Origin of the sequence: Thiohalocapsa sp., from assembly GCF_019695415.1 — a bacterium.
Classification (GTDB): domain Bacteria; phylum Pseudomonadota; class Gammaproteobacteria; order Chromatiales; family Chromatiaceae; genus Thiohalocapsa.
The window spans coordinates 1-13,728 of sequence record NZ_JAIFKJ010000269.1 but is presented as its reverse complement, the minus strand read 5'-3'; the positions used below and the strand labels follow the sequence as shown (position 1 = coordinate 13,728).

Below are 13,728 nucleotides of genomic sequence, written 5' to 3'. Positions count from 1 at the left end.
CGGGAAACAGGTTCTACGTGTCTTAATCACTCGCCGCCGCCGCAAACCATCCGCTGGCAGCACACCCCAAGGCACCGGTCTGCGGCTGTTGCATCGCTGAGCAGTCTCAGCCACCGCGCAGGCGCCCCGGTCGTCACGATGAGCCGCGCACGCAGCTAGAATGCGCGCTGCCGCAGCCGAACCGGCGCCTGCGCCAGCGGAGGTCCCTCCATGACCCGACTCACCAGCATGCCAGGCTTTCTGCCGTTCGTGGTGGTGGTGTTCCTGAACAGCTTCGTGGATCTGGGGCATAAGATCATCATCCAGAACACGCTGTTCAAGGCCTATGACGGGCCCGAGCAGATTTGGCTCACGGCGTTGGTGAACGCCCTGATCCTGCTGCCGTTCATTCTGCTGTTCACGCCCTCGGGCTGGCTCGCCGACCGCTGGCCCAAGAATCGCGTCATGCGCACCGCGGCCTGGGTGGCGGTGGGCATCACGCTCGGCATTACGGCGTGCTACTACCTCGGGCTGTTCTGGCCGGCTTTCGTCATGACCTTCGTGCTGGCGCTGCAAAGCGCCATCTACTCGCCCTCCAAGTTCGGCTACATCAAGGAGCTCTGCGGCACCGAGGCCCTGACCCCCGCCAACGCCTGGGTACAGGCGAGCTCCAGCATCGCCATCCTGGCCGGCATCTTGACCTTTTCGGTGCTGTTCGAGCTGATGCTGGCCACCCCGAGCGGGGGCATCGGCGGGACCGGCCTGCCGCCGGACGAGATCATGCGCCGCATCGCGCCGGTTGGCTGGTTTCTGGTGCTGGCCTCGCTGCTGGAAGTGGCGCTGGCCTACCGCCTGCCCGACAAGCGCTCCGGCGATACGGCCATGCACTTCGACTGGTCGCAGTATCTGCGTGGGCGCTATCTGCTGCACAACCTGCACGCGGCCTGGGACAACACCGTCATTTGGCTTTCCATCATCGGGCTGGGCGTGTTCTGGGGCATCTCCCAGGTGCTGCTGGCAGCGTTCCCGGCCTTTGTCGAGGACAGCCTCGGCGAGACCAACACGGTGGTGATCCAGGGCGTTATGGCCTTCGCGGGTATCGGCATCATCATTGGTGCGGCTATCGCCGGGCGCATCGCCCGCGATCACGTCGAGACAGGGCTGATCCCGTTCAGCGCGCTCGGCATCGCAGCGACGCTGTTCGTGCTGCCCGCCATCGGCATCACCTGGCTCCATGGCGCCAACTTCTTTGCTCTAGGGCTCCTCGCCGGCATGTTCATCGTGCCGTTGAACGCTCTGATCCAGTTCAATGCCGGCGAGCGCGAGCTTGGACGGGTGCTCGCGGCGAAGAACTTCATCCTCAACTGGATCATGCTGGCCGGGCTCATCGTCACCGTCATCTCGGCGCTGGCGGACACCGGGAGCCGAGCGATCATGGTGGCGCTGGCGGTGGTCGCCCTTGGCGGGGCCGTCTACACCGTCTGGCAGCTGCCGCAGTCGCTGGTGCGCTTCTTCATCGCCAGGCTGATGTCGGCGCGCTACCGGCTGCAGGTGATCGGGCTCCACCACATGCCGGCCCAGGGCGGTGTGCTGATGCTCGGCAACCACATCAGCTGGATCGATTGGGCCATGGTGCAGATGGCGAGCCCCAGGCCCGTGCGCTTCGTCATGGAGCGGGTCATCTACGAGCGCTGGTGGCTCAAGTGGTTCCTGGACTTCTTTGGTGTAGTGCCCATCTCCCGCGCCAGCAGCCGCCACGCGCTGCACAAAGTCACCGAGCTCATCAACCGCGGCGAGGTGGTGTGCATCTTCCCAGAGGGCACGCTCAGCAAGAATGCGCAGCTCGCCGAGTTCAAGCGCGGCTTCGAGCGGGCGGCAGAGGACGCTGACGGCGTCATCCTGCCGTTTTACCTGCGTGGGCTTTGGGGCAGCCGATTCTCAAACGCCAGCGACAAGCTCAAGGCAAGCCGCCGGGAGGGCCGGGCGCGGGACGTTATCGTCGCCTTCGGCGCCACCATGCCCATCGCCAGCGGCGCCCAGCAGGTCAAACAGGCGGTGTTCGAGCTTTCGGTGAGCTCCTGGGCGGAGCACGTGCAGGCCCTTCCTACCCTACCAGCGGCCTGGCTCGGGGTCGCCAAGCGCCGGCTCGGCATGCCCATGGTGTTTGACGCCGCGTCCGGTACCGCACTCACCGGCCGACGGCTTATTGCCGCAGTGCTCATCTTCGCCCGCGCCATCCGCCGGCGCTGCCCGGAGCAGAATCTCGGCATCCTGCTGCCGGCATCCAGTGCTGGGGTCATCGCGAATCTGGCCGGTTGGCTGGCCGGCAAGACGGTCGTCAACCTCAATTACACCGCGAGTCCCGAGGCGGTGCGCGCGGCGCTTGAGAGCGCCGGCATCCGTAACGTCGTCACCGCAGACCGCTTCGTCCGCAAGCTCGCCCAGCGCGGCATCGGCGCCGAGCACCTGCTGGCCGGTGTGACCCTGCACCGGATGGAGGCCATCCGCGCCGGGGTTGGGCGGGCGCAGGGCTTCGCCGCCCTGGCGGCGGCCATCGCCCTGCCCGCCTGGCTGCTGCGGGCCTTGTTCTGTCGGCGCGTGCACCCGGAGGATACGGCAGCCATCCTGTTCTCATCGGGCAGCGAGGGTGCGCCCAAGGGCGTGGAGCTCACGCACCGCAACATCTTGGCGAACGTGCGTCAGATCGCCGATGTGCTCAACACCGAAACCGACGACCTGATGCTCTCCAACCTGCCGCTGTTTCATGCCTTCGGGCTCACGGCGACAACGGCGCTGCCGCTGCTGGAGGGCATCCCCATGGTCTGCCATCCGGACCCCACGGACGCCCTCGGCAATGCCAAGGCCATCGCCCGCTACAAGGCCACGGTGTTGTGCAGTACGTCGACGTTCCTCAGGCTCTATGTCAGACACCGCCGGGTGCATCCACTGATGCTGGAGAGCCTGCGCATCGTCGTCGCAGGGGCGGAGCGCCTGAGCCCGGATGTTCGCGATGCCTTTGCGGTCAAATTCGGCAAGCGCATCTACGAGGGCTATGGCGCCACGGAGACCACTCCGGTTGCGAGCGTCAACGTGCCGGATGCCATCGAGGTCGGCAATTGGAAGGTGCAGACGGGCAGCAAGCCCGGAACCGTCGGCATGCCGCTGCCAGGCACCAGCTTTCGCGTCGTGGATCCGAATACGCTGGAGACCCTGCCCACGGGCGAGGATGGTCTGATCCTCATCGGGGGCGTGCAGGTCATGAAAGGCTACCTCAATGACCCGGCGCGCACCGAGGCCGCGGTCGTTGAGCTGGACGGCCAGCGCTGGTACAAGACCGGCGATAAGGGCCACCTGGATGCCGACGGTTTCCTCACCATCGTCGATCGATATTCCCGCTTCGCTAAGCTGGGTGGTGAGATGGTGAGCCTCGGCGCCGTCGAGCAGCAGGTGCGCCGGGCCGTAGGCAGGCCGGAGCTGGAGCTCTGTGCCGTGGCTCTGCCGGATGCAAAAAAGGGTGAGCGCATCGTCCTACTGCTGGCCGCGGATCTCGACCCGGACAATCTGCGTGCGACCCTGATCGAGGCCGGAGTGAGCGCCCTGTTGCTGCCGTCGACGGTGGTCGCCGTGGACGAAGTGCCCAAGCTCGGCAGCGGCAAAACGGATTTCGCCGCCGCTTCGCGCCTCGCAAAGGCCCGCCTGGAGCCCGCCGGCGCCGGCGCGGCCCCGGCCGATGCTGCTGCACAGTCTCACCCGTGATTTCCATCGAGCATCCTCATGACCAAAGACACCGTCCAACGACTGCCTACGCCTCGCCGCCTACCCTGGCGCCCTGCACTGCCGACACTGCTGCTGTTGACGCTGCCGCTGTTACCGCTGGGCGGTTGCGGCGAGGACCCGATGGGCCCCGACAATCGCCTGGCGCTGATGGCGCTCACCAAGTGCCGCCACGACCAGGCGCTGCAGCTCGCGGACAACGCCATCGCCCGGGGCAACGCGCAAAACGTGCACCGGGCCTGGGCACTGAAGGCGGCCATCCTGCGCGATCGCGGTGATACGGGCGCCGCCGAGAAGCTTTATCCGGAGATCGCCGCAGCCTGGGAAGCCGCCAAGGGGCGCACCCTGACGGACGCACGCCGCGAGCGCGATATCGGTCTTTTTTTGGAGGTTGCTCGCGCAGAACGCCTTGCCCAGGGCCTGAGCGAGGACTGCTCCGACCTGCCATCACCCGCTACCCCTGCACTGAACACGGAGCAGGCGCAGGGGCTGCGTGGCGATTGACCTTGCCGTAGCGGCGTCGCGCCGGATGACGCCTGCTGCCGCTTATCGCGCCGCGGTAGACGCCGGGCGCATCGATCCGGACCCGGCACAGCAGCCCGCAGTCGACGCATTGAATGCGCTGCACCACGCACTCACAACGGGGGTCACGAGCGAGCCCGCATCCGTCGGCAACATCGGGCGTTTGTTAGGCAAGCTGCGGCGACGCCCCGCCGCGCCGGTGCCGGGACTCTACCTCTGGGGCGGTGTCGGCCGCGGCAAAACCTTGTTGATGGACATCTTCCACGGCTGCTTGCCCGGCTCCGGCAAGCGCCGCGTGCACTTCCACCGCTTCATGCAAGAGCTGCATACCGCGCTGCGCGAGATGTCCGGGCGGCGTGATCCACTCGCACACATCGGCGCGACGCTGGCCGCAGACAGCCCTATCCTGTGTCTCGACGAGATGCAGGTGGAAGACATCACGGATGCCATGCTGATGGCGGGTTTGCTGGACGCCCTGTTCCGCCACGGCATCACGCTGGTGACCACCTCCAATGTGCCGCCGGAGGACCTCTACCGAGGCGGTCTCCAGCGCCAGCGCTTCCTGCCGGCTATCGGCCTGCTGCAACAGCACTGCCGGGTGCTGAAGCTGGCCGGCGATACCGACCACCGCCTGCGCCGTCTGGATCAGAACGCTGTCTATCTGACGCCCACAGGCCCGGCCGCGGATAAGGCCCTTGAGCACCGCTTCGTGACGCTCACCGCCGGCGCCGTGGCCCTTCGCGAGCCAGTCGTGGTCAACAACCGCCCAATCCCCACTGTGGCTTGGCATCCGGGGGTCGTTTGGCTCGACTTCCTTGAGCTCTGCAGCATTCCGAGATCAAAAAACGACTACCTTGAGCTGGCACGCACCTTTCACACAGTGATACTCGCCAATATCCGCCCGCTGGACGATGAGCAGAGTGACCGTGTACACCGGCTCGTCACGCTGGTGGATGCCCTGTACGATCGCGGCTGCAAGCTTATCTGCAGCGCCGACGCATCCCCCGACGCCCTCTACCAGGGACGCGACCTGGCGTTCGCGTTCGCGCGCACCCGCAGCCGACTGATTGAGATGCAGACCCGTGCCTATCTCGCCCGGACCCACCTCGGTTGAGCCGCATTGCTTGGCTTGTCAGACGAAGGAGGGTTGCCGCACACGGGCGTCCCGGCCCGAGCCACCGCGAGCGACGCCGGCGGCTCGCCCGGCGCATGCGCCGCATGGGACGCGGCCGATATCGACGCCGTAGAATGCCCACCTTAGCCTCGTGACGGCCGGACCGCCACGCGTCAACCTGTGCCTCGGAGATATCCCATGCTGAACAAGAAGCTCTTGGACATCCTTGTCTGCCCCGTCACTAAAGGGCCGCTCATTTACGACCGCGAGTCACAGGAGCTGATCTCTGTCGCCGCACGCCTCGCCTATCCGATTGTCGATGACATTCCGGCGCTCATCGAGTCCGATGCCCGCCCGTTGTCGGAAGAAGAAGCCGAGCGCATGCGCAAATCACAACCGGCACGCTGACCGACGACAACAGCGCAGGCAGGCGCCGCATGAACAGGCACGTGCGGTCGGTGCAAGGGCAGTCGGCCGGGCCAGAGACACACAGCCCGGGTGAGCAGCATTGGCGGACCCGATCGAGAGGCGCCCCTCAGGAAACGCCCCGCTCCACCTCGCCCACGCGGCGCAGCTCCCGTTTCAGGATTTTGCCGGCGGCGTTCTTCGGCAGGGCGGCGACGAGCTCGATCCGGCGCGGGACCTCATGGCTGCCGAGATGCTCACGACACCAGGCCTTGAGCTCGCCGGCATCGGGCTGCTGCTCAGGGGCCGCCGTAACATAGGCGACCACGATCTCGCCATGGGTGCGGTGCGGCTCCCCCACCACGGCCACTTCGCTGACGCTCGGATGGCGGACCAGCACCTCTTCGACGGCCCGCGGATAGACGTTGATGCCGTTGCTGATGACCAAGTCCTTGATTCGGTCCACCAGGTAGAAATAGCCGTCGGCATCGCGCCAGCCTAAGTCACCGGTGCGGAACCAATCGCCGAAGAATGCCTCGGCGGTGGCATCGGGTAGGCGCCAATAGCCGCGCATCACGGCCGGGCTCCTGACGCAGACCTCGCCGTACTCACCATCCGGCACGGTGTTGCCCTCAGGGTCGCAGATGCGCATCTCCACGCCGGGGATCGGTGGCCCGATTGAGGCCCGTTTGCGCGGACCGCCCGGCGGATTCACAGCCGTCACCGGACCACATTCCGTCGGCCCGTCGCCTTCGAGCACCGGCACACCGAAGCGCTGCTCGAATGCTTCCATGAGCGCCACCGGCATGGCCGCACCGCCCGAGATGGCCAGGCGCACGGGCTTCCAGGCGGCCACTTCCTCATCGGACAACCGCATCAACACCGCATACAAGCTCGGCACGCCCAGAAAGATGGTCGCGTGGTACATACCGATCGCCTGCGTGATGGCCTGCGGATCAAACCTCGGAACAGGCACCACGGCGGCCCCGGCCAAGAGCGGCATGACGATGCCGACGGTGCCGGCGAAGGCGTGGAACATGGGCAGGACCACCAGCACCCGGTCTACGCCCGGCTTGACCTCGAGGACTTCCGCGACCGCGACTGCATTGGCGGTGAGGTTGCCATGGGTCAACACCGCCCCCTTCGGCTGGCCAGTGGTGCCCGAGGTGTAGAGGATCAGCGCATCGTCCGCCGTCGTCGAGCCGACCACGGGCGCCGTCTTCGGCTGCACCAGTTGATGCAGATGACAATCCAGAACCGGCACGTCGTCCTCGAAGCCGATACCGACCCGCAGTGCGACGTCCGGTGCTGCGGCCAGCGCATCCGCAGCCGGAGCGGCGAGACTCGCATGAAAGAAGAGCGCAGAGGCACCGCTGTCGCGCAGGATGAAGGCGATCTCGCGCGAGCTCAGCAACAGGTTGACCGGCACCACTACGGCACCGGCCTTGAGACAGCCGAGATAGGCGACGATGAAGTCGGCCCCGTTCGGGCAATACAGGGCGATGCGCTCACCAGGCGTGATGCCGCGCTCCGCGAGGGATGCCGCCACCCCGTCGGTGGCGATATCGAGCGCGGAGAAGGTCCAGATCGGGGCATCCACGAACACCGCCGGGCGCTCCGGGTGGCGCTGGGCAGTCTCTCGGAAGCGGCTCACCAAGTCGTTCGACGCACTGCCGCCCCGCGTCGTGGCGCGCTGCTCGTTCACCGCTTTGGCCTTCAGATGACCTTGGAAAAGCCCACCGGACCCTGCTTGGCCTCCAGGTAGGCATCGAAGGCCATGCAGATGTTGCGGATCAGGAGCCGGCCCTTGGGCCGCACGCCTATGCCATCGCCGTCCACCTCCAGCAGACCGTCCTGCTGCATAGCCTCGAGCTTGGTGAGGCTGCGGCCGAAGTAATCGTGGAAGTCGATGTCCCAGTGGCGCTCCACGTCGGCGAACTCGAGCCGGAAGTGGCAGATCAGGCGCGTGATGACGTCACGCCGGATTTCGTCGTCGCGATTCAGCTCGATGCCGCGAAATACCGGCAGACGCCCCGCGTCGATGTCTTCGTAATAGGCATCCAGCTCGCGACGGTTCTGGCCATAGGTCTTGCCCACCTTGCCGATGGAGGTGACACCGAGGCCGATGAGGTCACAGTCGGCGTGGGTGGAGTAGCCCTGGAAGTTGCGGTACAGGGTGCCGTCGCGCTGGGCACGGGCGAGCTCGTCATCGGGGCGCGCGAAATGATCCATGCCGATGTAGAGCCAGCCAGCCTCCGTGAGGCGTTCGGTCGTCGCCTGCAGGATATCAAGCTTGACCTCGGGCGGCGGCAGATCGTCATCGTTGATCCGCCGCTGCGGCATGAAGCGGGTCGGCAGATGAGCGTAGTTGAACACGGAGAGCCGATCCGGGCCAACGGCGATGATGCGCTCGACCGTCTCCATGAAGCTCTCGGCCGTCTGGTGCGGCAGGCCGTAGATCAGATCGATACTGATGGAGCGAAAGCCTTCTGAGCGCGCGGCCTCCAGCACCGCCATTGTCTCTGCTTCGGACTGGATACGGTTCACCGCCTTCTGCACCGTCGGATCGAAGTCCTGCACGCCAAGGCTCATGCGATTGAAGCCGATCTCGCGCAGCAGCTTGACCGTGTCGGCTGTGGCCTCCCGCGGGTCGATCTCGATGGAAAACTCGCCCTGCTCGTCGTCGGCGAGCCGGAAGTGCTTGCGGGTCTGCGCCATCAACTCGCGCATTTGGTCATGACTGATGAAGGTGGGCGTGCCGCCGCCCCAGTGCAGCTGCTCGACAACCCGATCGTCGTCGAACAGGGCCGATTGCATCGCCATTTCCCGGTAGACACGATCTAGGTAGGGTTGCACCAAGGTTCGGTCCTTAGTCGCGATCTTGTTACACGCACAGTAGAAGCAGACGGTGTCGCAGAAGGGGATGTGGAAATACAGCGACAGCGGCCGGCCGCTGGCGTTGGTGTCCCGGCATACCTCCGCGTAGCGCTTGGCATCGAAGGCGGGATCGAACTCCACGGCGGTGGGATAGGAGGTATAGCGTGGGCCGCTCTGGTCGTAGCGCTTGATCAGGTCGAGATCAAAGACGGTTTGCTGGTCGCCGCCCGCAGCTGCCGCCGGACGCGTTCTGCCGGTGTCGGTTGTTTGTGCGCCGACTGTGTCTTCGGCTGTGGGTCGGGGATGGTCAAGCATCGTCAGCCTCCAGCTCGAGCCCGCGGCGGTGGGTCTCGTTCGGTTGGTTCAATGGGGGTAGCAAGGGCCGCTCGACGGCGCAGCGCAGCCTCACAGCGCAGCCACCGCCTGTGCGAACTGGTCATGATGCGCGGCGAGATCGGCCCGGTCCAGCGTAAATACACCCGCTCCACCGCGCTCGAAATCGATCCACGTGAAGGGCACCGACGGCAGCGCCGCCATCAGCGACGCGGCGCTGTTGCCCACCTCGACGATCAGCACGCCGTCGTCGGCCAGATAGTCCGGCGCATCGCGCAAAATCCGCAGCACGAGGTCCAGGCCAGTCTCGCCGGCCGCGAGCGCCAGCGTCGGCTCGTGTCGGTACTCTGGCGGCAGGGTCTCCATTTCCGCAGCGCCCACATACGGCGGATTCGAGACGATAACGTCATAGCCGTTGTCATCATCCCCGCCGATGCCGGCGAATAGATCCGACTCCAACGCCTGTACCCGATCCTCCAGACCATGCCGGGCGATGTTGCGCCGCGCCACCGCGAGCGCCGCCGGCGAGATGTCAGCGACGTCGACGTTCGCAGCCGGCAGATGCACTGCTGCAGCGATGCCCAGACAGCCACTGCCGGTGCAGAGGTCGAGCACGCGGCAGATTTTCGCCGGCTCAGCCCAGGGGGCAAAACCCTGCTCGATGAGCTCCGCCAGCGGCGAGCGCGGAATCATGACCGCGTCATCGACCTCCAGCTCGAGGCCGGCGAAACGGGTGCCGCCCGTCAGGTAGGCCGCCGGACGGCGCTCGTCGATGCGCCGAGCCAGTAACTCGAGCACCGTCGTCCGCTCGCTGGCTGTCAGCCGGCAACCGCCATACTCGGCTGCGAGCTCGAAAGGTAAGTGCAGCGCATGAGACACAAGCCAATGCGCCTCGTCCCGCGGATTATCGGTACCATGCCCGAAACACAGGGAAGCCTCGGCGAACCGGCTCGCGCCCCAGCGCACGAGATCGTCTATGGTGGTGAGCGCATCGGTTTCCGCGGCCATGGGCGGATGCAAGTGCCTTTGTGGGTCAGCATCTTTCGGTCGGCATCGGCTCCTGCTGGACCGCCCGCTGCCGCTCCGCAACGGTCGCGGGAGCGCCGTGGAAACCGAAGGATAGCACCAAAATCCGGCCTGCTTCAGGCACTCAAGGACGTGTTGACCACGGTCATTTTCCAGGCTCGGTGCAACGATCTACGCAACGACGCGAGCATTGCACTCGCGCGCTCGAGCGCGGTCTGTCCGCGAGTCTCCGCGAGACCGCTTCGGAACAGGCCGCTTGCCGGACTGAAGGGCGAGTACGCTCCGACCGCTTTTGTCTGGGCGGCCACGGGTGAGCGGCTTCGGAGAACGAGCTAAGCGCCGGCACTCGCGTCCGGCGCACTGCTTCGGCGGAAACTTTGAGCAGATTAGGGCGCAGGTTAGGCTGCGCGCTGCTTGCTGCCCATCAGACCCTTACTGTCCACGGCGGTCTCGCGCTGGCCACGCTCGACGAGATCGGCAAGACTGATGTCGCTCAGAAAGGTGAAGATCTCGTCGCTCAGCTGATCCCACAGGGAGTGCGTCAGGCATCGTTGCCCATCACGACAGTTCTCCCGACCGCCGCAGCGCGTGAACTCCACCCACTCGTCGACGGCGCAAATGATGTCGGCAATGGAAATCTCGTCCGCGGGCTTACCCAGGTAGTACCCGCCGCCGGGACCACGGATACCACGTACCAGCTGCTTGCCGCGCAAAGATGCGAAGAGCTGCTCTAGGTAGGACAGCGAAATGCCCTGGTTCACGGAGATGTCCGACAGGGTCACCGGCCCTTTGCCCGAATGGAGGGCCAGATCCAACATGGCGGTGACCGCGTACCTGCCTTTGGTTGAGAGTCTCATGGTGCGATGCCTTGAATGCGTTGGGGCGCTGGGCCTCGAAACTGACCAACGGTGATTGCGCGGTGCACAGTGTGTCCGGCGGATCCCCGCTTGCTCCTGCTCAATATCCTAGCCCTGAACTAGGTTTTCCGGTAGCCATTGTCAAGCCATCGGCAGCGAATTTTCCGATGTGTTGCCGCCAGGGGTTGGACAAAATCTGGATACCGCCCGATTTGGCAGATCTGCGCTTCGTTGGTTCCCCGATGATCGGTATTGTTGTACGACAGCCGGACGCGGGCTCCGTGCAAGCGGCAAAGGCGACAGAGACGGAAGCCGCTCCGCGCAGGAGTCCGCAGGCTTGCCAGCCTCTGGCGGCACGCAGAACCGGGGCTGAAGCGATACTGGCGGTGGCAGCAAACAGTCCACGCACTGCGGGGCGCAGCGGTAAGCGGTGGACTAGGCGGCAGGGGCGCGCAGCTGTTTGGGTGGTGGTTAGGCGACAGACGGCGATGGGCTAGACAAACGCCCATTGCACCGGCCGCTCTCGGGTCCGATACGATGCCCGTCCCGCAGACACCAGCCCAGCCATTTGGACAAGAAAAGATTGGCCTTCCATTTGGCCCGCAGCGCAGGCGACTGGTAATGGCTGAAGATGGGCAGCGCCGTCTGGCGCAGATCCAGCACCTCCACCTGCTCGGCATCGTGGTACGCCTTCAGGGTCGCGTCCGGTTCCGGCAGCCAGTCGGAATGGCCGACGCCGGATGGGAAGACGTGAGTAAGCCTGAAGGTGGTGGTGTATCGCGCCTGCTCGACGATCTCCAGCTGCAGATGCGTGTGGCCCACGCGCCGTGACACGTGCACACCGGAGAGGCTCGTCAAACGGGGCGCAAGCTGCATCAGCGCGCGATAATTTTCTTCGCACAGGGCCATCAGCGCGCCCACCGTCGGCCGATCTCCGGTGAGGTCCAGCTTGCCGATGATCGGGGTGGGGGCTTGCATGCAGGTGGAATCTTGGGCTCGGCGGGGCAGCGGCGGCTGCGCACGAGCAGCCGGTGTGCCATGTTGAGATGCAGGTCAGGCGTTATCGCCCTCCTGTTGCGAGGCGATGTCCGCACGGACCTGATCCATATCCAGCTCACCCGCTTTGGTGAGCAGCTCCCGAAACGAGCCCTCCGGCAGTGCGCCGGGCTGCGAGAAGATGATGATCTGGTCGCGGAAAATCATCAGGGTCGGAATCGAGCGAATCTGGAAGTGCGCCGCGATCTGTTGTTCGTCCTCGGTGTTCACTTTCGCGAACACGATATCGTCGTGGTCCTCCGAGACCTTCTCGAACACCGGCGCGAAGGTGCGGCACGGACCGCACCACGGGGCCCAGAAGTCGACCACCACAAAGCCGTTGTCGGCGACGGTGGATTCGAAATTCTCTTGCGTCAGTTCTACAACGGCCATGGCTCGACTCCTGCGGCGTTAGTCACATGGCCGGCGAGGATAACAGATCGACCAGGGGGCCGCAGTTTCCCCCCAACAGGGCGCGGGCTTTCCCGTGAGGGCCAAAAGGGGCACGCGCTTCAATATGCAAAATTCCAACTTGCGTCACCGCGCGCGTCGAGATTTACCCGCTTGGTCGGCAGCTGGTCGGGAGCTGCTTGGGCGACGAGCTGGTCGTCAAGGGCGAACAGAATCTCGGCACGAAGCCCGAGCCAGTCCGCCACCTCGGCCTCCCCCGCCAGTTGCACGCGACGCTCCGCCTTGGCGAGCAGTCGCAGTATGCCGTTTCGGGCCGATGGCGGCTCGGCCGCGAGCAGCGCCGGTAGTGGCTCCGAGAGCAGGACAAACAGGCCCACGGGGTGGTGGGCGATGGCCTCCGTCGCCACCGACCTGGCGCGCGGGTCTGTCAGATCCAGGGCCAGTGTCAAGCCACGGTCTGGAAAGCGGGCAGCGAGCTCCCCCAGTACGCGGTGCACACCACGCCGCAGGACCGGCTCCGATCTACGCAGCGCCCCACCCCAGACGCCGACCACGAGCCGGCGCACCACGCCCAGACCGGAACGCGCCAGCAGCGCCGGCACCAGGCGAACCGCGAAACGGTCCAGATCCTGCATCGCATCGGAAAGCGCCGCATAGGGAATCAGCTGCGGGTGCAGCTTACGGGCATTGTCGCGCTGCGGGCCGTAGGTCCAACCGTCCAGCCAGCGCTCAACGGCCCAACGGCGGTGCTCGATGATCGCGAGTCGCTCCACCTCGGTGGGCGTGAAGGCGAAGGACTCCACCAGCTCCTCGGGTACGGCGCGGCAATCGGTGACCGCGAGCTTGGCCCACAAGTGATCCGCCTGGTGGCGATTCGCATCGCGGTAGGAGGCGGCAAGCTCCGGCCAGGGCCGGCCCGAGGGTGCCGCGGCAGGATCACGGCCCTGTGCCGCCGAGGTGTCCCGGTAGTGCTCATGGATCACCTCGGCGAGCACATCGTCGCGTCCTTCCAGCAACACTGCACGCGAGAAGGCGAGCCGCAGCGGCTGCACCGGCACCGTCTGACCGTCCCACTCGTCAACCGCACCGACGGGCCATTGCGCGTCCGCGGCCAGCAGCAGCAGCGGCGAGTCGCCCCGGCGCGCGGCAAGCGCGAGCAGCTCCCGGCCCAGGGCCAGCGCCGCCGTGGCGGGCAGGTCGCACACGGCCATGGTTGTCACGGGCGGCGCCGCATCGAGCCGGGGCGCCGACAATGCCTCGAAGCGCAGGTGGGCACAGCGTCCCGCCTGTGGATGCCGGGCGTCGATCCACTCGCGCCCCGGCGCCGCAGTGTCCGCGGCGAGCGTGACCACGGGCGGCCCTTCGCCATACTGACCCACCCTGAGCGCAGGGCGG

Annotated in this window: 11 protein-coding genes; 4 read left to right on the top strand and 7 right to left on the bottom strand. The window is 66.0% G+C overall.

The window, feature by feature from the left end; translation table 11 throughout:
* Nucleotides 1-210 precede the first annotated feature (210 nt).
* The 4 genes from I6U14_RS07775 to I6U14_RS07760 all read left to right on the top strand — a co-directional run bounded on the left by I6U14_RS07775 (nt 211) and on the right by I6U14_RS07760 (nt 5,797).
* Nucleotides 211-3,735, top strand: coding sequence for an acyl-[ACP]--phospholipid O-acyltransferase (locus I6U14_RS07775; protein ID WP_296898238.1), 3,525 nt, complete (start codon nt 211-213; stop codon nt 3,733-3,735).
* An 18-nt stretch (nt 3,736-3,753) separates the two neighbouring features.
* Nucleotides 3,754-4,257: a hypothetical protein gene (locus I6U14_RS07770; protein ID WP_296898236.1), complete on the top strand. Its 504-nt coding sequence runs from the start codon at nt 3,754-3,756 to the stop codon at nt 4,255-4,257.
* A complete protein-coding gene (gene zapE, locus I6U14_RS07765; protein WP_296898234.1) occupies nt 4,247-5,389 on the top strand; it encodes a cell division protein ZapE in 1,143 nt (380 codons plus the stop codon). The genes I6U14_RS07770 and zapE overlap by 11 nt, the downstream gene beginning before the upstream one ends.
* Before the next feature lie 201 nt (nt 5,390-5,590).
* Complete coding sequence (locus I6U14_RS07760) at nt 5,591-5,797, top strand: Trm112 family protein (RefSeq protein WP_296898240.1); 207 nt, start codon at nt 5,591-5,593, stop codon at nt 5,795-5,797.
* Between the two features lie 127 nt (nt 5,798-5,924).
* Here the strand turns inward: I6U14_RS07760 and I6U14_RS07755 are convergent, their stop codons facing one another.
* The 7 genes from I6U14_RS07755 to I6U14_RS07725 form a co-directional block, all read right to left on the bottom strand.
* Nucleotides 5,925-7,499 (bottom strand): long-chain fatty acid--CoA ligase, encoded by a 1,575-nt coding sequence (locus I6U14_RS07755; RefSeq protein ID WP_296898232.1) that lies wholly within the window; start codon nt 7,497-7,499, stop codon nt 5,925-5,927.
* Between the two features lie 11 nt (nt 7,500-7,510).
* Complete coding sequence (gene hemN, locus I6U14_RS07750; RefSeq protein ID WP_296898230.1) at nt 7,511-8,986, bottom strand: oxygen-independent coproporphyrinogen III oxidase; 1,476 nt, start codon at nt 8,984-8,986, stop codon at nt 7,511-7,513.
* Nucleotides 8,987-9,076: 90 nt separating this feature from the next.
* Nucleotides 9,077-10,012 (bottom strand): 50S ribosomal protein L3 N(5)-glutamine methyltransferase, encoded by a 936-nt coding sequence (gene prmB / locus I6U14_RS07745; protein ID WP_296898229.1) that lies wholly within the window; start codon nt 10,010-10,012, stop codon nt 9,077-9,079.
* A 416-nt stretch (nt 10,013-10,428) separates the two neighbouring features.
* Complete coding sequence (locus I6U14_RS07740) at nt 10,429-10,887, bottom strand: Rrf2 family transcriptional regulator (RefSeq protein ID WP_296898227.1); 459 nt, start codon at nt 10,885-10,887, stop codon at nt 10,429-10,431.
* 471 nt (nt 10,888-11,358) lie between these two features.
* The gene (locus I6U14_RS07735; protein WP_296898225.1) at nt 11,359-11,865 is read right to left on the bottom strand and encodes a DUF1249 domain-containing protein; all 507 of its coding nucleotides are present in this window, start codon (nt 11,863-11,865) and stop codon (nt 11,359-11,361) included.
* Nucleotides 11,866-11,940: 75 nt separating this feature from the next.
* Nucleotides 11,941-12,315 (bottom strand): thioredoxin, encoded by a 375-nt coding sequence (trxA, locus tag I6U14_RS07730; protein ID WP_296898223.1) that lies wholly within the window; start codon nt 12,313-12,315, stop codon nt 11,941-11,943.
* Between the two features lie 119 nt (nt 12,316-12,434).
* The coding region (locus tag I6U14_RS07725; RefSeq protein WP_296898222.1) for a RyR domain-containing protein at nt 12,435-13,728 on the bottom strand (1,294 nt) is incomplete at its 5' end.

What these genes read in the sequence shown, in the direction of transcription:
- I6U14_RS07740 (WP_296898227.1), bottom strand. Translation starts at nt 10,887, where the DNA reads ATGAGACTCTCAACCAAAGGCAGGTACGCGGTCACCGCCATGTTGGAT.
- I6U14_RS07775 (WP_296898238.1), top strand. Translation starts at nt 211, where the DNA reads ATGACCCGACTCACCAGCATGCCAGGCTTTCTGCCGTTCGTGGTGGTG.
- I6U14_RS07770 (WP_296898236.1), top strand. Translation starts at nt 3,754, where the DNA reads ATGACCAAAGACACCGTCCAACGACTGCCTACGCCTCGCCGCCTACCC.
- hemN (WP_296898230.1), bottom strand. Translation starts at nt 8,986, where the DNA reads ATGCTTGACCATCCCCGACCCACAGCCGAAGACACAGTCGGCGCACAA.
- I6U14_RS07735 (WP_296898225.1), bottom strand. Translation starts at nt 11,865, where the DNA reads ATGCAAGCCCCCACCCCGATCATCGGCAAGCTGGACCTCACCGGAGAT.
- prmB (WP_296898229.1), bottom strand. Translation starts at nt 10,012, where the DNA reads ATGGCCGCGGAAACCGATGCGCTCACCACCATAGACGATCTCGTGCGC.
- trxA (WP_296898223.1), bottom strand. Translation starts at nt 12,315, where the DNA reads ATGGCCGTTGTAGAACTGACGCAAGAGAATTTCGAATCCACCGTCGCC.